This is a genomic window from Bacillus pumilus (genome assembly GCF_038738535.1).
GTDB lineage: Bacteria > Bacillota > Bacilli > Bacillales > Bacillaceae > Bacillus.
This window is the reverse complement of sequence record NZ_CP046128.1, coordinates 2,381,065-2,401,290: the sequence shown is the minus strand read 5'-3', so window position 1 is coordinate 2,401,290 and position 20,226 is coordinate 2,381,065. Positions and strand designations below refer to the sequence as shown.

Annotated in this window: 16 protein-coding genes and 1 other annotated feature (1 of these 17 only partly in view); of the genes, 15 read left to right on the top strand and 1 reads right to left on the bottom strand. The window is 42.6% G+C overall.

Annotated elements, in window-relative coordinates; translation table 11 throughout:
- Positions 1-31, top strand: a binding site (T-box leader); it begins 216 nt to the left of the window's first position.
- Between the two features lie 122 nt (positions 32-153).
- The 13 genes from ilvB to yihA all read left to right on the top strand — a co-directional run bounded on the left by ilvB (position 154) and on the right by yihA (position 17,207).
- A complete protein-coding gene (gene ilvB, locus GKC25_RS12180; RefSeq protein ID WP_034661707.1) occupies positions 154-1,878 on the top strand; it encodes an acetolactate synthase large subunit in 1,725 nt (574 codons plus the stop codon).
- Entirely contained in the window at positions 1,875-2,393 is a 519-nt protein-coding gene (gene ilvN, locus GKC25_RS12175; RefSeq protein WP_034661705.1) for an acetolactate synthase small subunit, read from the top strand. The genes ilvB and ilvN overlap by 4 nt, the downstream gene beginning before the upstream one ends.
- Before the next feature lie 18 nt (positions 2,394-2,411).
- Entirely contained in the window at positions 2,412-3,440 is a 1,029-nt protein-coding gene (gene ilvC, locus GKC25_RS12170) for a ketol-acid reductoisomerase (protein ID WP_034661704.1), read from the top strand.
- Positions 3,427-4,980 carry a 2-isopropylmalate synthase gene (locus GKC25_RS12165; protein ID WP_034661703.1) on the top strand — a complete coding sequence of 518 codons (1,554 nt, stop codon included), beginning with the start codon at positions 3,427-3,429 and terminating at the stop codon, positions 4,978-4,980. Before ilvC ends, GKC25_RS12165 begins: the two co-directional genes overlap by 14 nt.
- A gap of 18 nt (positions 4,981-4,998) precedes the next feature.
- Positions 4,999-6,096 (top strand): 3-isopropylmalate dehydrogenase, encoded by a 1,098-nt coding sequence (leuB, locus tag GKC25_RS12160; protein ID WP_095285533.1) that lies wholly within the window; start codon positions 4,999-5,001, stop codon positions 6,094-6,096.
- Between the two features lie 40 nt (positions 6,097-6,136).
- Complete coding sequence (gene leuC / locus GKC25_RS12155) at positions 6,137-7,552, top strand: 3-isopropylmalate dehydratase large subunit (RefSeq protein ID WP_034661700.1); 1,416 nt, start codon at positions 6,137-6,139, stop codon at positions 7,550-7,552.
- Between the two features lie 13 nt (positions 7,553-7,565).
- Positions 7,566-8,165, top strand: coding sequence for a 3-isopropylmalate dehydratase small subunit (leuD, locus tag GKC25_RS12150; RefSeq protein WP_034661698.1), 600 nt, complete (start codon positions 7,566-7,568; stop codon positions 8,163-8,165).
- 125 nt (positions 8,166-8,290) lie between these two features.
- Complete coding sequence (ddcA, locus tag GKC25_RS12145) at positions 8,291-9,298, top strand: DNA damage checkpoint antagonist DdcA (RefSeq protein ID WP_342689812.1); 1,008 nt, start codon at positions 8,291-8,293, stop codon at positions 9,296-9,298.
- A gap of 239 nt (positions 9,299-9,537) precedes the next feature.
- Positions 9,538-10,812: a trigger factor gene (tig, locus tag GKC25_RS12140; protein ID WP_060596897.1), complete on the top strand. Its 1,275-nt coding sequence runs from the start codon at positions 9,538-9,540 to the stop codon at positions 10,810-10,812.
- 251 nt (positions 10,813-11,063) lie between these two features.
- Entirely contained in the window at positions 11,064-12,329 is a 1,266-nt protein-coding gene (clpX, locus tag GKC25_RS12135; RefSeq protein WP_012010785.1) for an ATP-dependent protease ATP-binding subunit ClpX, read from the top strand.
- Positions 12,330-12,465: 136 nt separating this feature from the next.
- Entirely contained in the window at positions 12,466-14,127 is a 1,662-nt protein-coding gene (gene lonB, locus GKC25_RS12130) for an ATP-dependent protease LonB (RefSeq protein ID WP_342689811.1), read from the top strand.
- Between the two features lie 171 nt (positions 14,128-14,298).
- On the top strand, positions 14,299-16,623 hold the full coding sequence (gene lon / locus GKC25_RS12125; RefSeq protein WP_060596896.1) for an endopeptidase La: 2,325 nt from the start codon (positions 14,299-14,301) through the stop codon (positions 16,621-16,623).
- Entirely contained in the window at positions 16,620-17,207 is a 588-nt protein-coding gene (gene yihA, locus GKC25_RS12120) for a ribosome biogenesis GTP-binding protein YihA/YsxC (protein ID WP_034661689.1), read from the top strand. The genes lon and yihA overlap by 4 nt, the downstream gene beginning before the upstream one ends.
- 45 nt (positions 17,208-17,252) lie before the next feature.
- On the opposite strand, the gene GKC25_RS12115 is transcribed toward yihA, so the two are convergent.
- Positions 17,253-17,738: a hypothetical protein gene (locus tag GKC25_RS12115; RefSeq protein ID WP_034661687.1), complete on the bottom strand. Its 486-nt coding sequence runs from the start codon at positions 17,736-17,738 to the stop codon at positions 17,253-17,255.
- Between the two features lie 242 nt (positions 17,739-17,980).
- Between GKC25_RS12115 and hemA the strand changes: the two genes are divergently transcribed.
- Together hemA and GKC25_RS12105 are read left to right on the top strand one after the other, a co-directional pair.
- Positions 17,981-19,348 carry a glutamyl-tRNA reductase gene (gene hemA / locus GKC25_RS12110; RefSeq protein ID WP_034661684.1) on the top strand — a complete coding sequence of 456 codons (1,368 nt, stop codon included), beginning with the start codon at positions 17,981-17,983 and terminating at the stop codon, positions 19,346-19,348.
- Positions 19,349-19,355: 7 nt separating this feature from the next.
- A complete protein-coding gene (locus GKC25_RS12105; RefSeq protein ID WP_034661681.1) occupies positions 19,356-20,186 on the top strand; it encodes a cytochrome c biogenesis protein in 831 nt (276 codons plus the stop codon).
- Positions 20,187-20,226 lie beyond the last annotated feature (40 nt).

The window sequence follows — 20,226 nt, the reverse complement described above, 5'->3', positions numbered from 1 at the left end:
CCGCGAAAAACAAAGCTTTTTCGCCCCTTTGACCTAGTGAAAAGTAGTGTCATTGTGGGGTGAGAAGGCTTTTTTATATGGTCTAAAATCTCGATCTTGAATAGAAAAGGGTGAAAAGACTTGACTGAAGCAAGACAAAGAGGAGGAAATCAAATGGGGACAAATGTACAAGTGGAGACGGAAACATCTAAAGCACCACAAACGATGAACGGTGCACTCATGTTAATTGAAGCACTCAAAAGAGAAAAAGTAGAAGTCATTTTCGGATATCCAGGCGGAGCGGTTTTACCGATCTACGATAAAATTTATGATTCTGGTTTATTTCATGTCCTGCCAAGGCATGAGCAGGGAGCGATTCACGCAGCAGAAGGATACGCAAGAGTATCTGGCAAACCGGGTGTTGTCATTGCAACATCAGGACCTGGAGCGACAAACCTTGTCACAGGAATTGCAGATGCAATGATTGATTCACTTCCTCTTGTTGTCTTCACAGGACAGGTGGCAACCTCAGTCATTGGATCAGACGCTTTCCAGGAAGCAGACGTGCTCGGCATCACAATGCCCATCACAAAGCACAGCTACCAAGTAAGAAATCCAGAGGAATTACCGGGTGTCATTAAAGAGGCGTTCCACATCGCAACAACAGGCAGACCTGGTCCAGTCTTGATTGATATTCCAAAAGATGTGGCAGGCATTGAAGGAACGTTTGAATACGATCAGCCAATTGATTTACCTGGTTATCAGCCAAAAGTCGAGCCGAACTATTTGCAAATTCGCAAATTAGTAGAAGCTGTAAGCAGAGCGAAGAAACCAGTCATTCTAGCAGGAGCTGGCGTTCTTCATGGCAAAGCATCTGAAGAATTAAGGCAGTATGTAGAGCAGCAGCAAATCCCAGTCGCTCATACACTGCTTGGACTTGGCGGATTCCCAGCAAAGCATCCTCTATTTCTAGGGATGGCTGGTATGCATGGCACATATGCGGCGAATATGGCCCTTCACCAATGTGATCTGCTCATTTCAATCGGTGCAAGATTTGATGACAGGGTAACTGGCAACCTCAATCACTTTGCGAAACATGCGAAGGTAGCACATATTGATATCGATCCAGCGGAAATTGGCAAGAACATTCATACCCATATCCCGGTTGTTGGAGACAGTAAGCTAGTCCTTGAAGAGCTGATCAAGCAAGACGGGAAGCAAGGGGAATCAAATGAATGGAAAAACCAATTAGATGAGTGGAAGGAAGAATATCCACTCTGGTACGTTGAAAACGAAGCAGAGGGCTTTAAGCCTCAAAAGCTGATTGAATACATTCATCAATTCACAAAAGGTGAAGCCATTGTGGCAACTGATGTCGGACAGCATCAAATGTGGGCAGCGCAGTTCTATCCATTTGAAAATGCAGATAAGTGGGTCACATCTGGCGGCCTTGGTACGATGGGCTTCGGTTTACCGGCAGCCATTGGCGCTCAGCTGGCTGATCAAGAGGCAACGGTTGTGGCGATTTTAGGAGACGGAGGTTTCCAAATGACCTTGCAAGAACTTGCCGTTATCCGTGAGCTGAACCTTCCAGTGAAAGTGATTGTTCTGAATAATCACAGCCTTGGAATGGTAAGACAATGGCAAGAAATTTTCTACGAAGAACGCTACTCATATTCTAAATTTTCAGATCAGCCAGACTTTGTTAAATTATCTGAAGCTTATGGCATTAAAGGAATCAGAATCTCATCAGACGAAGAGGCGAAAGAAAAGCTTGAAGAAGCGTTAACCTCTAGAGAGCCTGTTTTCATCGATGTCAATGTAGCGAGAGATGAAAAAGTATTCCCGATGGTCGCACCGGGGAAAGGACTTCATGAGATGGTGGGGGTGAAACCTTGAAAAGAATTATTGTGTTGACTGTATTAAATCGATCAGGCGTACTGAACCGAATCACTGGCCTTTTTACCAAAAGACACTACAACATTGAAAGCATTACGGTCGGCCATTCTGAGATTCAAGATGTATCACGCATCACGTTCGTCGTCCATGTAGACCAAGAGAAAGACATCGAACAGCTGACAAAACAGCTGAACAAGCAAATTGATGTTCTCAAAGTAACAGACATTACAAACCAATCAATCGTTCAGCGAGAGCTGGCTTTGATAAAAGTCGTTTCTGCACCGGCATCTAGAATGGAGATCACAGGGGTCATTGAACCGTTTAGAGCTTCTATTGTAGATGTAAGCAGAGAGAGTGTCGTCATTCAGGTGACAGGTGAGTCTTCAAAAATTGAAGCACTCATTGAATTACTTAAGCCATACGGCATTAAAGAAGTCGCCAGAACTGGCACCACGGCCTTTGCGAGAGATAATCAGCAAAAGCCGCAATCAAATAAAACAATTTCAATTGTCTAAACAAAAGGAGAGAGTCAAATGGTAAAAGTATATTATAACGGTGATATTCAAGAAAACGTATTAAATGGTCAAAAGGTTGCTATCATTGGGTATGGATCACAAGGTCATGCACATGCATTGAACTTAAAAGAAAGCGGCGTAGATGTGATCGTCGGCGTGAGAAAAGGCGGATCTTATACAAAAGCACAAGAAGACGGCCATCAAGTATTCACAGTAAAAGAAGCGGCAGCACAAGCAGATGTCGTCATGGTACTACTACCAGATGAGCAGCAAAAGAAAGTATATGACGAAGAAATCAAAGATCAATTAGAAGCAGGCAACTCACTTGTTTTCGCACACGGATTCAACGTTCACTTTCATCAAATTGTTCCTCCAAGTGACGTAGATGTGTATCTTGTGGCTCCAAAAGGTCCAGGACATCTTGTGAGAAGAACATATGAGCAAGGCGCTGGTGTACCTGCCCTATTTGCCATCTATCAAGATGTATCTGGCCAAGCGAAAGACAAAGCACTTGCTTATGCAAAAGCAATCGGCGGAGCAAGAGCAGGCGTCCTTGAAACAACATTTAAAGAAGAAACGGAAACGGATCTATTCGGTGAGCAAGCGGTCCTTTGCGGGGGTCTTACTTCACTAGTGAAAGCAGGTTTCGAAACGTTAACAGAAGCTGGTTATCAGCCAGAGCTTGCATACTTCGAGTGTCTGCATGAACTGAAATTAATTGTTGACCTTATGTATGAAGAAGGATTAGAAGGCATGAGATATTCAATCTCTGATACAGCACAATGGGGTGACTTCGTATCAGGACCGCGTGTTGTGGATGCAAACGTAAAAGAATCTATGAAAGCCGTCTTGACTGATATCCAAAACGGAACATTTGCAAAAGAATGGATTGTTGAAAACCAAGTGAATCGTCCACGTTTCAATGCGATCAATGCAAATGAAAATGAGCACCAAATTGAAATCGTCGGAAGAAAGCTTCGTGAAATGATGCCTTTCGTCAAACAAGGAAAGAAAAAGGAAGCGGTGAGCGTCGGTGCGGAAAATTAATTTTTTTGACACAACACTTCGAGATGGAGAGCAATCACCAGGAGTGAACTTAAATGCACAAGAAAAGCTAATCATTGCAAAGCAGCTTGAGCGCCTTGGGGTTAATATCATTGAAGCGGGTTTTCCCGCTTCATCCCGAGGGGATTTCTTAGGCGTACAAGAAATTGCTAGAACGATCAAAAACTGTTCAGTTGCTGGTCTTGCACGATGTGTGAAAGGTGACATCGATGCTGCATGGGAAGCGTTAAAAGATGGAGTGGAACCAAGAATTCATATCTTTATCGCTACTTCTGATATTCATCTGAAGCATAAACTAAAGAAAACACGTGAAGAAGTCGTAGAACAGGCTGTCTCAATGGTGAAATACGCGAAAGAACGTTTTCCGGTTGTCCAGTGGTCCGCAGAAGATGCGTGTCGTACAGATCTAGCTTTCTTAGCAGAAATTGTAGAGAAGGTCATTGACGCTGGGGCAAGTGTCATTAACTTGCCAGATACAGTTGGATACTTAGCGCCAAAAGAGTACGGCAATATCTTTAAATATATGAAGGAACACGTTCCAAATATCGACCGCGTCAACTTGTCTGCTCACTGTCATGATGATCTAGGAATGGCTGTAGCAAACTCACTTGCTGCCATTGAAAATGGAGCAAATCAAATTGAAACGGCTGTTAATGGAATTGGAGAACGTGCAGGAAATGCCGCTTTAGAAGAAATTGCAGTCGCTCTTCATATTCGAAAAGACTTCTACCAGGTCGAATCAACGATTCAATTGAATGAAATTAAGCGTACAAGTGATGTAGTGAGCAAATACTCAGGAATGATTGTACCGCGCAATAAAGCAGTCGTTGGCAACAACGCTTTTGCACATGAATCAGGTATTCACCAAGATGGTTTCCTCAAAGAAAAAACAACCTATGAAATCATTTCTCCAGAGCTTGTCGGTGTGACAACAGATGTACTAGTCCTTGGAAAACACTCCGGAAGACATGCGTTTAAAGATCGTATGAAAACGCTAGGATTTAAACTAACGGAAGAAGAAATCAATAAGTTCTTCGAAACCTTCAAGAACTTGACGGAGAAGAAAAAAGAAATCACTGATGATGATTTAATTTCTATTATATTAGAAGAAAAAGTAGCAGATCGAAAAATTGGCTACGAATTTGAAAGTCTTCAAGTGCACTATGGGACAGAACAAATGCCAACAGCAACGGTCTCTCTGAAAAATCAAGAAACGCAGGAAGTCATTCAAGAAGCAGCTACAGGCGCAGGCAGTGTAGAAGCTGTGTACAACACGCTGGAGCGCTGTATGGAGGAAAGAATTCATTTGCTAGACTACCGTATTCAATCGAATGGAAAAGGCAGAGATGCACTAGCGGAAGTATATGTCACTGTTTCAATAGAAGGAAAAGAAACAGCTGGACGCGGTGTGGCGCAAGATGTGCTGGAAGCATCGGCGAAAGCCTACGTCAATGCAGTAAACAGGCATTTAATCTTTAAATCAAATCTCATTGAAATTGAGAAACATCACGCGATTTCATAGGAAAGGAGGTAGGTTCTCATGAAAAAGAAAATTGCACTTTTGCCCGGCGATGGAATCGGACCGGAAGTTGTGACATCAGCGGTCGCTGTCCTCAAAGAGACAGCGGCTCAATTTCAACACGAATTCGAATTCGAAACGGCGCTCATTGGCGGTATCGCAATAGATGAAAAAAACAATCCGCTCCCAAAAGAAACGGTTGATGTATGCAAGAGCGCTGATGCGATTTTATTAGGAGCAGTCGGCGGACCAAAATGGGATCAAAACCCGCCAGAGCTTCGTCCGGAAAAAGGCTTGCTCGCTATTCGTAAACAACTGGACTTATTTGCAAACATCCGTCCTGTCAAAGTGTTCGATAGCTTAAGCGAGGCGTCACCGTTAAAACAGGATCACATTAGCGGAGTCGATTTTGTCATCGTTCGTGAATTAACAGGCGGTCTCTATTTTGGTGAACCAAGCGAGCGTTACACGGATGAAGAAGGAAAAGAAGCTGCGGTTGATACGCTTCTTTATACAAAGGAAGAGATTGTCCGTGTATTAAAAGAAGCATTCGACATGGCCTTAACGAGACGGAAAAAAGTAACGTCTGTGGATAAAGCGAATGTTCTTGCTTCTAGTAAACTATGGCGGGATGCGGTAGAAGAAGTGGCTTCTCAATATCCAGACGTCGAATATGAGCACATGCTCGTTGATAATGCCGCCATGCAGCTGATTTATAAGCCTGCTCAATTTGATGTCATTGTGACAGAGAATATGTTTGGTGACATTTTAAGTGACGAGGCTTCAATGATTACTGGGTCACTCGGTATGCTGCCATCTGCCAGTCTATCAAGCACTGGCCTCCATTTATATGAGCCGATTCATGGTTCAGCACCCGATATTGCGGGGCAAAACGTCGCAAACCCTCTAGCAACCATTTTGTCGGCAGCTAGCTTGCTTAGAACATCCTTTGCATTAGAAGAAGAAGGGGCTGCAATAGAAGAAGCTGTGGAAGCTGTTCTTGCCTCTGGCAAACGAACAAAGGACTTATCGGCAAAAGAGGGAACGTATCAAACAACTGAAGAAATCACTCATGCAGTTGTAGACGCACTCAAGCAGCGCGTGAAAACAATTGTATAAATAGAATCTTGTGGAATTAGGTAGAGGGAGGAAAAGGGTTATGCCTCGAACAATCATCGAAAAAATATGGGATCAGCACGTTGTCAAAAGCGGCGAGGGGAAACCAGACCTTTTATATATTGATCTGCATTTGGTGCATGAAGTGACATCACCTCAAGCATTTGAAGGATTAAGACAAAAAGGGCGCAAGGTGAGAAGACCTCAAAACACGTTTGCGACCATGGATCACAACATCCCGACTGTGAATCGATTTGTGATCAAAGATGAGATTGCTAAAAAACAAGTGAGTGCTCTAGAGCGCAACTGTGCTGAATTTGGCGTCCGTCTAGCTGACCTTCACAGTGTAGACCAAGGGATCGTCCATGTTGTTGGACCGGAGCTTGGGTTGACACTTCCAGGGAAAACAATCGTTTGCGGAGATAGTCATACATCAACTCATGGCGCGTTTGGTGCACTTGCTTTTGGAATCGGTACAAGTGAGGTTGAACATGTACTTTCCACACAAACGCTTTGGCAGCAGCGTCCGAAAACATTAGAAATTAGAGTAGACGGAAAGCTGCAAAAAGGGGTAACGGCCAAAGATGTCATTTTAGCAGTCATTGGTGCGCATGGCGTGAAGTTCGGATCAGGTTATGTGATTGAATACACTGGGGAAGTATTCAGAAACATGACGATGGATGAACGCATGACGGTTTGTAATATGTCGATTGAAGCAGGTGCAAGAGCAGGATTGATTGCACCTGATGAAGTCACCTTTGAATATTGCCGCGGCCGCAAATATGCACCGCAGGGAGAAGACTTCGAAGCAGCGATTAAAGAATGGGAAGAACTTAAAACAGATCCAGGTGCAACCTATGATAAAACGATTGTTTTAGATGGGAATGAGATTTCACCAATGGTCACATGGGGAATTAACCCAGGAATGGTGCTGCCTGTAGATGCGTCGATCCCAGGGCCTGAGGATTTTGCACAAGAGGATGATCAAAAAGAAGCGATTCGTGCGTACGAATACATGGGTGTTCATCCGCATCAGCGTATTGAAGATATTACGATTGAGCATGTGTTTATCGGCTCATGTACAAACTCAAGAATGACTGATTTACGCCAAGCAGCTTCTATGATAGAAGGACAAAAGGTAGCTGATCATGTCAGAGCGATTGTCGTGCCTGGCTCTCAAAGCGTCAAATTGCAAGCAGAAGAAGAAGGTCTTCATGAAATCTTCCTTGAAGCAGGATTTGAATGGAGAGAATCTGGCTGCAGTATGTGTCTTAGCATGAATAACGATGTGGTACCAGAAGGCGAACGCTGCGCATCCACATCAAACCGTAACTTTGAGGGACGTCAAGGAAAAGGTGCGAGAACGCATCTTGTCAGCCCGGCAATGGCTGCAATGGCTGCAATACATGGCCGATTTGTCGATGTCAGGAAGTTTAATCAAGAGAAAACAGTCGTGTAAGGAGTTGTCATAGATGGAGCCTTTAGTCACACACAAAGGGAAAGCCGCTGTGCTTAACCGTATCAACGTAGATACAGATCAAATTATTCCGAAGCAATTTTTGAAAAGAATTGAACGAACAGGATATGGCCGGTTTGCCTTTTTCGACTGGCGGTATTTAGCCGATGGCAGCCCAAACCCTGATTTCGAACTGAATCAGCCGATTTATGAAGGAGCATCCATTTTGATCGCAGGAGAAAACTTTGGCTGCGGATCATCAAGGGAACATGCCCCTTGGGCACTTGATGATTATGGTTTCAAAATTGTCATCGCACCATCATTCGCAGATATTTTTCACCAAAACTGCTTTAAAAATGGGATGCTTCCGATTCGTCTTGATTATGATGTGTGGAAAACATTCGCTGCGTCATATGAGAACAAAGGGTATGAGATGACGGTTGATCTTGAAAAACAGCAAATAGAAGATCACGAAGGGAATATCACTCCTTTTGATGTGGATCCTCACTGGAGAGAAATGCTCCTGAATGGCTATGATGAGATTTCATTAACTTTACTACTAGAAGATGACATTCAAGCATTTGAAGAAAAGCGCAGCAACTGGCTGCGTGCGTAAACTACAAGAAGCCGTCCGCCCGAGGTGTGACGGCTTCTTTTTTGCATGAAAACCTCTCGTTACTTGTGTTTACTAACCTTCGTTGGTAAACTGATAAAAAATATGCGCCCGAAAGGAACGTAAGCATGAAACATGACAAGAAGAAAGATAATGTCATTTTGTTTCCTGGTCTGAAAGAAAGACTGATTGAAAAAGGAATGGCAGCATTAAAAGATAAACAGTATCAAGAGGCGCTTCACTTGTTTTCAGAAGCAAAATCTTATGATGACGATGAAGAATCCGATATTCACCTCGGCATGGCGATTTGTTTTCTGGAGCTGGGCGAGCTGCAGGATGCAAAGCGTGTTTGTGAAAAGATGCTGCATGAGGGATATGGTCATTACTTCACCGTGCTTCAAGTGTATATGACGATCTTAATTCAGCTGAAAGAATATGAAGAAGTGAAGCAGACAATTGAGGCAGTACTTGAGGAAAATCACCTTCCAGCAGAAAGCGCGGAGCATTTTTACAAGCTGCTCGAATTTAGCAGAAAAATGATCGAATCACCTGAAAAGATTTTAGATGAAGATGAGGATGGCGCCGGTGAAATCAATATAGATGATATGCTTGAGCGGCCAGAAGAGCAGGTGCAGTTCATCCATTCGTTGAAAGACCGGAACATCACACCACACATGGGTCTATTAAATACGATCTTACAAAAGCCTGATGGAAACCCTTTGGTCAAATCATTAATCCTGCAGCTTCTGTCAGATCATGATGTGGCAAAGCCGGTTCATGTGACGAAATTCGGTGATTCTTTAACGCTTGTTCCTTCTGAGGCTGTTAAGCCAGAGCAGATGCCGCTGCTTCACAAAGTCCTTCGTAAGCTCGATGACACACTCGGCAATGAGAACCCAACCCTTTACCAAGGCGTGGAAGAGTTATGGCGCCGGCACTTATTTGTGCTTTATCCATTTCTTCCTAAATACACAGATCCGAATCTTTGGGCAGCAGCACTTCATAAAGTCGGCTATGAAATGCACGGGATTGAGATTGACCTCGAAGAATTGCATCTATTGTATGAATTTAATGAACGAGAGCTGAGAGAAGCTTGCACAATGCTGAAAGATATTGAAGAAATTTCTTATTTGTAATTTGTCGATTTAGTTGAAAGACGGACTTGTTATGTTATAATATAATGGTTGTATTTGTGCATATATCGTGCAGTTGTAGATTCCAACGGTTGAAAGACGATATGTATAATCAAGTCAAATGTTGTATACATAATACCGCTTCTTGAGCGGCGTGCGTGGTTTTTGATTGGACGAAGTCTTTATGATGCTTTAGAATGTAACAACGCACAATCTGAATAGATTTTTGGAGGGAAACACACATGTCAGTAAAATGGGAAAAACAAGAAGGTAACGAAGGCGTCCTAACTGTAGAAGTTGATGCTGAAACATTTAACAAAGCACTTGATGATGCGTTTAAGAAGGTTGTCAAGCAAGTATCGATCCCTGGATTCCGTAAAGGGAAAGTACCACGTGGTCTTTTCGAACAGCGTTTTGGTGTAGAATCTCTTTATCAAGATGCATTAGATATTCTTCTTCCAGTTGAATATCCAAAAGCAATCGATGAAGCTGGTATCGAGCCAGTTGACCGCCCTGAAATCGATGTTGAGAAAATCGAAAAAGGCGAAAGCTTAATCTTCACTGCAAAAGTAACAGTGAAGCCTGAAGTGAAACTTGGTGACTACAAAGGTCTTAACGTAGAAAAAGACGACGCAACTGTCACTGATGAAGATGTACAAGAAGAGTTAAAAGGCATGCAAAACCGTCAAGCTGAGCTTGTTGTCAAAGAAGAAGGCGCAATCGAAAACGGCGATACAGTTGTTCTTGATTTCGAAGGATTCGTTGATGGAGAAGCATTCGAAGGCGGAAAAGCTGAGAACTACTCTCTTGAAGTAGGTTCAGGTTCATTCATCCCTGGTTTCGAAGAGCAGTTAGTTGGTCTTGAAGCAGGCGCTGAAAAAGACGTAGAAGTCACTTTCCCAGAAGAATATCATGCTGAAGACCTTGCAGGTAAACCAGCTGTATTCAAAGTGAAAATTCACGAAATCAAAGCAAAAGAACTTCCAGCACTTGACGATGAGTTCGCGAAAGATGCTGATGAAGAAGTAGAAACTCTTGCTGAACTAACTGAAAAAACGAAGAAACGTCTTGAAGAAGCGAAAGAAAACGAAGCAGAAGGTAAACTTCGTGAAGAGCTAGTGGAGAAAGCTTCTGAAAATGCGGAAGTTGACATCCCTCAAGCGATGGTTGACACAGAGCTAGACCGTATGATGAAAGAATTCGAACAACGCCTTCAAATGCAAGGAATGAACCTTGAGCTTTACTTCCAATTCTCAGGACAAGATGAAAATGCGCTGAAAGAGCAAATGAAAGAAGATGCTGCTAAACGCGTGAAATCTAACCTAACACTTGAAGCAATTGCTGCTGCAGAAAACTTACAAGTGTCTGATGAAGAAGTAGAAGAAGAACTTTCAAAAATGGCTGAAGCATACAACATGCCAATTGAAAATATCAAACAAGCGATCGGATCTACTGACGCAATGAAAGAAGATCTAAAAGTTCGCAAAGCAATTGATTTTCTTGTAGAAAACCGTTAATATGGTGCATAATAATAAAACAGGGCGCGAGTGACTCGTGCCTTGTTTTGTACAATTTTTGACTTATCATCGCTTCTTTTGGAAACGATAGTGTAAGTCGCATCTTTCTGTTATACATATCTCAATGTGCAGTGTTAGAAACACATCATTACCGTCTTTTAGGAAAGTATGGTAAAATGCATACATACTGGACCCAGAAAGGTAGCTGACTGTTAGCTACAGGCAAGTGAAGAAGAATAAGGGGTGAAAGAATGTTTAAATTCAACGAGGAAAAAGGTCAATTAAAATGCTCGTTTTGCGGAAAAACGCAAGATCAAGTGCGTAAACTGGTCGCAGGACCTGGCGTATATATATGTGATGAATGTATCGAGCTTTGCACGGAAATAGTTGAAGAAGAGCTCGGCACTGAGGAAGAAGTTGAATTCAAGGATGTTCCGAAGCCTCATGAAATTCGGGAGATTCTTGATGAATATGTCATCGGACAAGAAAATGCGAAGAAATCCTTAGCTGTAGCGGTGTATAACCACTACAAACGGATCAATTCCAACAGCAAGATTGATGATGTTGAGCTTTCGAAAAGTAATATCTCTATGATTGGGCCAACAGGAAGCGGTAAAACTTTACTTGCTCAAACGCTTGCTCGTATTTTAAATGTGCCATTTGCGATTGCAGATGCAACATCTTTAACTGAAGCAGGTTATGTTGGTGAAGACGTAGAGAATATTTTACTAAAGCTGATCCAAGCAGCCGATTATGATGTAGAAAAAGCGGAAAAAGGCATTATCTACATCGATGAAATCGATAAAGTAGCAAGAAAATCAGAAAACCCTTCTATCACTCGTGATGTATCTGGGGAAGGTGTTCAGCAAGCGCTATTGAAAATTCTTGAAGGGACTGTCGCTAGTGTACCGCCTCAAGGTGGACGTAAGCATCCTCATCAAGAATTCATTCAAATCGATACAACAAATATCCTCTTTATTTGTGGTGGAGCCTTTGACGGCATTGAGCAAATCATCAAACGCCGCTTAGGTCAAAAAGTCATTGGATTCGGTGCGGAAAATAAAATCGAAGATCTTGAAAAAGAAGTTCTTCTATCAAAAGTACTCCCAGAAGACTTGCTTCGCTTCGGTTTAATCCCGGAATTCATCGGCCGTCTACCGGTTATTGCAAGCCTAGAGCCGTTAGATGAAAAAGCACTTGTAGAGATCTTGACGAAGCCTAAAAATGCGCTCGTTAAGCAGTATACAAAAATGCTTGAGCTTGATGATGTAGAGCTTGAGTTTGAAGAAGATGCTCTTAGCGAAATTGCGAAAAAAGCAATTGAGCGTAAAACAGGAGCTCGTGGTCTACGTTCAATCATTGAAGGCATCATGCTTGATGTGATGTTTGACCTTCCATCACGTGATGATATTGAAAAATGTGTGATCACTGGTGCAACGGTTGCCGATGGCGAGTCGCCGCGTCTTGTGTTAAAGGACGGCACAGTCGTCAATAAAGATACGAAAACATCTGCATAAGGGTAGTCTCACTCCTGAATCTTTTTGATTCAGGAGTTTTTTATTTATCGTGGAAGTTGTGTTTATTCCGTCCAGCTCTAGGAAATACTAGCAGACAGAAACCAATACATACGATAGATGAAGGAGGGAGCACCGATTGAGCTGGACAGGAATCGTATTATTCATACAGCTGTTCTTTGGTATCGTCATCGGGCTGTACTTTTGGAACTTACTGCGAAATCAGCGCACACAAAAGGTGACGATAGACAAAGAGTCAAAGAAAGAAATGGAAGCACTCAGAAAGATGCGGTCAATCAAGCTGAGTGAACCTTTATCAGAGAGAGTCCGGCCAAAGGGGTTTCAAGATATTGTAGGGCAGGAAGACGGCATTCGTGCACTAAAAGCGGCACTATGCGGGCCGAACCCTCAGCATGTCATCGTCTACGGACCACCGGGAGTCGGTAAAACAGCCGCTGCCCGTCTTGTGATGGAAGAAGCGAAGCGTCACGCTGATTCTCCGTTTAAAAAAGATGCGGTCTTTGTAGAGCTCGATGCGACAACCGCGAGATTCGATGAACGAGGCATCGCAGACCCGCTCATTGGTTCTGTGCATGACCCGATTTACCAAGGGGCTGGAGCAATGGGACAGGCAGGCATTCCGCAGCCAAAACAAGGAGCCGTCACACATGCTCATGGCGGGGTTCTGTTTATCGATGAAATTGGCGAGCTGCATCCGATCCAAATGAACAAAATGCTCAAAGTGCTTGAAGATCGGAAAGTCTTTTTAGACAGTGCCTACTACAGTGAAGAAAATACCCAAATCCCCAATCACATTCATGATATTTTCCAAAATGGGCTTCCGGCTGATTTTCGATTGATTGGTGCCACGACTAGAACACCTGACGAAATTCCACCAGCGATCCGGTCAAGGTGTCTCGAAATTTTCTTTAAGGACCTTGACCAGCATGAACTGAAAATCGTCGCTGCCAAGGCTGTCCAAAAAATTCAAAAGGAATTAAGTGATGAAGGGCTGAACCTTTTAACATCCTATGTGAAAAATGGACGTGAAGCGGTCAACATGGTGCAGATTGCCGCTGGTATGGCTGTCACGGAAAACCGAAAAGACATCACGATCGAAGATGTAGAATGGGTCATTCATTCAAGCCAGCTGACACCAAGATATGAACAAAAAGTACCAGAAAAGCCAAAAGTGGGGGTAGTCAATGGACTGGCCGTTTATGGACCAAACAGCGGCGCCCTGCTTGAGATTGAAGTGAACATTTGTAAGGCGCTTGAAAAAGGCAGTATCAACATTACAAACATTGCAGAAGAAGAAAGCATTGGCAATCAGTCGAAATCCATTAGACGAAAAAGTATGGCCAAAGGGTCAGTTGAAAATGTATTAACGGTGCTTCGAAATTTAGGCATTCGGACAAATGAATATGACATCCATATTAATTTTCCAGGCGGTGCCCCTATTGATGGACCGTCTGCTGGGATTGCTATGGCGACCGCGATCTTCTCAGCCATACATCAAATTCCGATCGATCATCTGACAGCCATGACGGGTGAAATCGGATTGCAGGGTCAGGTGAAGCCGATCGGCGGTGTGATACCGAAGATTAAGGCAGCGAAACAAGCTGGTGCCACAACCGTCATTATTCCTTATGACAACCAGCAGTCGATCTTAAAAGAGATTGAAGGGGTCACCATTGTGCCTGTGAAGCACTTCCAAGAAGTGCTGGATCAGTGTTTGGTCAACCCGCCAGACGAGAAGAAAGATGGACTAGAAGACGAAATGAAAAGTAAATCTGTTTAATCCCCATCACATATGGGGATTTTTTAGTGAAATAGATCTTTTTTTCTTTTTCATGATAAAAAGAAAGGGTATACTACGGTAAGATCAACATTTCTCAAGTCTTTTACATTGTACAAGACTGAAACAGGTATATTATAATGATTCATACTAGTGACGGAGGTGTCAATCAACATGGCAGATGAAATCAAAAAGAATGTTCCGCTCCTTCCATTGCGAGGTTTACTTGTTTATCCAACAATGGTCTTGCATTTGGACGTTGGACGCGAGAAGTCTGTTCAAGCATTAGAACAGGCGATGATGAACGATCATATGATTTTTCTAGCAACACAGCGGGAAATTTCAATAGATGAACCAGGTGAAGAGGAAATTTTCAAAGTCGGCACCTACACAAAAATTAAACAAATGCTGAAGCTGCCAAATGGAACGATTCGTGTACTCGTTGAAGGCTTGAATCGAGCGCAGATCGAATCATACGTAGAGCTGGAGGACTATACGTCCGTCGACATAAAAGAATTGGCAGAAGAAGATTTAAAGGACGCAGAAGCAGAAGCACTCATGCGTACATTGTTAGATCACTTTGATCAATACATAAAAATTTCAAAAAAAATCTCAGCTGAAACATATGCAACAGTGACGGATATTGAGGAACCAGGGAGAATGGCAGATATCGTCGCTTCTCACCTGCCGCTCAAATTAAAGGACAAACAAGAAGTACTGGAAACAGTGGATGTCAAAAAACGGCTGAACCGGGTCATCAGCTTAATACACAATGAAAAAGAAGTACTGGAGATTGAAAAGAAAATCGGGCAGCGCGTGAAACGTTCAATGGAACGTACGCAAAAAGAATATTATTTGCGTGAACAAATGAAAGCCATTCAAAAGGAGCTTGGAGACAAGGAAGGGAAAACTGGCGAAGTCAGTTCTTTAATGTCTAAAATCGAAGAGTCGAGCATGCCGGATTCTGTTCGTGAAACAGCGCTCAAAGAATTGAACCGTTATGAAAAAATTCCTTCAAGCTCTGCTGAGAGCTCTGTCATTCGAAATTATATTGATTGGCTGATCAATCTTCCATGGGGCATTTATACAGAAGATCGTCTAGATTTAAAGCTTGCAAGTGAAATTTTAGATGATGAGCATCACGGGCTGGAAAAGGTCAAAGAACGGGTGCTTGAATATCTTGCTGTACAGAAGCTGACCAATTCATTAAAAGGACCGATTCTTTGCTTAGCAGGGCCTCCTGGGGTAGGGAAAACGTCACTTGCCAAATCTATTGCCAAATCACTTGATCGAAAGTTTATCCGTATCTCCCTTGGCGGTGTGCGTGATGAGTCTGAGATTCGTGGACATAGAAGAACGTATGTAGGTGCGATGCCTGGCCGTATCATTCGCGGGATGAGCAAGGCAGGAACGATGAATCCGGTGTTCCTTTTAGATGAAATCGATAAGATGTCCTCTGATTTTAGAGGCGATCCATCTTCTGCGATGCTCGAAGTCTTAGACCCAGAGCAAAATCATAACTTTAGCGATCACTATATTGAAGAAACATTTGATTTGTCTCAGGTGCTATTTATTGCCACTGCCAACAATTTAGCAACCATTCCAGGTCCACTTCGTGATAGAATGGAGATTATCACGATTGCAGGGTATACAGAGGTTGAAAAAGCAGAAATTGTGAAAGATCACCTTCTGCCGAAGCAGCTAAAGGAGCACGGATTAAAGAAAGGGAACTTGCAGCTTCGTGAAGCAGCGATTTATGATACGATTCGCTATTACACAAGAGAAGCGGGTGTTCGTGGATTAGAGCGTCAGCTTGCGGCAATATGCCGTAAAGCGGCAAGAGCGATTGTGGCTGAAGACCGCAAACGCATCACGGTGACGGAAAAGAACTTATCTGAATTTCTCGGAAAAAGACTTTACCGTTATGGCCAGGCTGAAACGACAGACCAAGTGGGGGTTGTCACAGGACTTGCGTATACCACTGTTGGCGGAGACACCTTGTCGATTGAGGTATCACTCTCACCGGGTAAAGGCAAGCTCTTGTTAACAGGGAAGCTTGGTGATGTCATGAGAGAATCTGCACAGGCGGCATTCAGTTATATTCGTTCGAAAGCAGATGAACTGAACATTGATCCTAATTTTAATGAAAAGCATGATATTCATATCCATGTTCCAGAGGGTGCGGTTCCAAAGGACGGGCCATCAGCTGGTATCACCATTGCGACGGCTCTTGTATCAGCACTCACAGGACGACCTGTGTCAAAAGAGGTTGGTATGACAGGAGAGATTACGTTAAGAGGAAGAGTGCTTCCAATTGGCGGACTAAAAGAAAAAGCATTAGGCGCACATCGCGCAGGACTGAAAACCATTATTCTTCCAAAGGACAACGAGAAGGATATTGATGATATTCCTGAAAGTGTGAGAGAAGGACTAACCTTTATTCCGGTCTCACATTTAGATGAGGTGCTTGAGAAAGCGTTGGTAGGAGAGGGAAGATGAAAGTAACAAAATCAGATATCGTCATTAGTGCGGTAAAACCAGAGCAGTATCCGAGCGGGGGACTGCCTGAAATCGCTCTTGCTGGACGATCAAATGTTGGGAAGTCCTCGTTCATCAACTCATTGATTAATCGTAAAAATTTAGCGCGTACGTCTTCTAAACCAGGTAAGACTCAAACGCTTAATTTCTACATCATCAATGATATGCTCCATTTTGTGGACGTTCCAGGCTACGGCTTTGCTAAAGTATCAAAGACAGAGCGCGAAGCCTGGGGGAGAATGATCGAAACGTATATTACAATGCGTGAAGAATTAAAAGCAGTCGTCCAAATTGTGGACCTGCGTCATAAGCCATCAGTAGATGATGTGAACATGTATGAATTCCTGAAATATTACGGAGTTCCCGTAATCGTCATCGCAACAAAGGCGGACAAAATTCCAAAAGGCAAATGGGAAAAACATGCGAAAGTCGTCAAACAGACACTCGACATTGACCCATCAGATGAACTAGTCCTGTTCTCTTCTGAAACGAAAAAGGGAAAAGACGAAGCCTGGAATGCCATCCTTGCGAAGATTAACAGCTAAAAGAAAAGGCATCTGTCATGGACAGATGCCTTTTTATTGTATAAGTTATTTCCTTTTTAAAAATAATAAGAGGAGACTGACAGCAATCAGTACATAAGGCCAGTACAATTCAAAACCGGAAGTAGGGATCGAAAGGGAACTTAGCTGTTTTGTAATTTGCTGAAAGAAATAAAGGAACAGACCGAGTGCAATGAGAACAACACTTTCAATACGATATTCTTTTTTCTGAGATGATTTCACAAAGAGTGCAAGTCCAACGATGAATACGATCATCGTAAATGTGTCTGGCCAGTGGTCTAATTTTGGCTGAAGAATAAAGTGTAGCGAAAGGCCCGTCATAAGCATACCGATAAACACATGAGCGCTTTCTTGCTCCTTCTTTCCTTGATATAAGAAAGCAAGGCCAAAAAGCAGTATGAGTGTATACCATTTCTCTTGATCCTTCCAAATGTCAAATTGACCTCCTGAGAGAATGGCATATAGCGCTACAGCCAGCAAAGTGAGCGGCAGCAAAATGGATTTCTTCTTCAAAGATGTCACCTTCTTTTAAGCAGATCATTTGTCCGCACGCGCCAAATCTGGTAAATTGCTTGAAGTGATGATATGGCATAATTAGTGTCGAACATTTTTCTACTATATCACAACATTTTTGAAATCTGTTCACAATTTTCATCCAGTTAAAAATGAATATATGTTATAATCATTATAAATAATAAATTCTATATTGTAATTATTATAAATTAGACAGGGCGTTGGGGGTGCAAGCTGAAGTTATGCATATTCTTGTTGTGGGTTTAGATTATAAAACAGCCCCTGTTGAGATACGGGAACAGCTGAGCTTTGAACCGAGCGAGCTCGGAACAGCGATGTCCAAGCTTAAAGAAGAAAAAAGCATTCTAGAGAATATCGTCATCTCAACATGTAATCGAACAGAGATCTACGCAGTGGTAGATCAGCTTCATACTGGACGGTTTTATATAAAAAGATTTTTAGCCGATTGGTTCGGTTTAGAAAAAGAAGATGTCTCTCCTTATTTGAAGTTCTATGAAAATGATGGAGCGGTTGAGCATTTATTCCGTGTGGCCTGTGGACTTGATTCCATGGTGATTGGCGAAACACAAATACTTGGTCAAGTGCGCTCTAGCTTTAAAGTAGCTCAAGAGGAGAAGACCATTGGTACCGTTTTCAATTATTTATTCAAACAGGCGGTCACCGTTGCAAAACGCTCTCATGCGGAAACAGACATTGCGTCTAATGCCGTGTCTGTCAGCTATGCAGCTGTCGAGCTTGCAAAAAAAATCTTTGGACGTCTTTCTGATAAACATGTCCTGATTCTTGGTGCGGGTAAAATGGGCGAACTAGCGGCTCAAAACCTTCAAGGTCAAGGGATTGGTCAAGTAACGGTTATCAATCGAACGTATGAGAAAGCAAAAGAATTGGCGGGTCGTTTTTCAGGAGAGCCTAAAAGCTTAAACCAATTGGAAAAAACATTATCCGAAGCGGACATTTTAATTAGCTCCACTGGTGCGAAACAATTTGTCATTACAAAGGAAATGGTCGAAAGTGCGAATAAAAAGCGGAAGGGCAGACCTCTATTTATGGTGGATATTGCTGTGCCCCGTGATTTAGATCCAGCCATTTCTGAAGTAGAAGGTGCTTTTTTGTATGACATTGATGACCTTGAGGGCATCGTGGCAGCCAACTTAAAAGAGCGCCGTGCGGTGGCTGAGCAGGTTGAGATCCTCATTGAAGCAGAAATTGTGGAATTTAAGCAATGGCTGAATACGCTTGGTGTGGTTCCTGTCATTTCTGCACTTAGAGAAAAGGCGCTGACGATTCAAGCGGATACGATGCAGAGTATTGAACGAAAGCTTCCGAACCTCACACACCGTGAAATGAAGCTATTAAATAAACATACGAAAAGCATTATTAATCAAATGCTGAAAGATCCTATCTTAAAGGCAAAAGAAATTGCCGCGGAGCCGAATGCAGAGGAAAAACTTTTACTCTTCAAAGAAATCTTTGATTTACAGGTTGAAGATGAAGAGCAAAAGGTGGAGCCTGTACAGGTGGAGCAAGGGTCATTTCAGCTGTTCAAACCAAATATGGCACAAGGCTTTGCTACAGTTGCCAGTGAGTGATTAAGCGATGATGGAATCCATTGTAGCGAGACTAGGCGAAGCGACGACCTTGATCTATGCTCTAAGTGTCTTGTTCTATTTCATAGATTTTCTTCAACACAACCGGAAGGCTGGAAAAATGGCTTTCTGGTTGCTTTCTATTGTCTGGCTGCTGCAAACAGTCTACATGTTCTATATTATGATGGAAACAGACCGATTCCCTGTGTTGAATGTAGCAGAGGGTTTATATTTTTATACGTGGGTGCTTGTGACACTTTCACTTGTTCTCACAAAAGTATTGCGTGTTGAATTTATTGTCTTTTTTACAAATGTCATCGGTTTTTCCATGATGGCGATTCACACCTTTACACCATCTGATCTCCACTCAGCAGAACTAACGGGGAAGCTGACGAGTGAACTGCTTGTGATTCATATTACGATGGCGATTTTATCATACGGTGCTTTTTCACTTTCATTTGCTTTCTCCCTTCTCTATCTCTTTCAATATCGTTTGCTGAAAAAGAAAAAATGGGGAAAATGGCTTCTGAGAATTGAAGATTTATCGAAGCTTGATCATATGGCGTACGTATTAAACATTATTGGTGTGCCAATGCTCTTGCTTAGTTTGATTCTTGGCATCATTTGGGCATATATTTCGTATGATACGTTGTACTGGACAGATGCAAAGGTGCTTGGTTCGTTTATTATGCTGTTTTTATACGGCTTTTACTTATATATCAGATTGGTGAGAAATATGCAGGGCAAAATCGTGGCACTGTGGAATGTCGGTTCATTCATTGTGCTGATGATCAATTATTTTCTGCTTGGTAGCTTATCAACCTTTCATTGGTTTCAATAAATAGTGATGAGTCTAAAGGGCATTGTCGGGAGGAAGACGT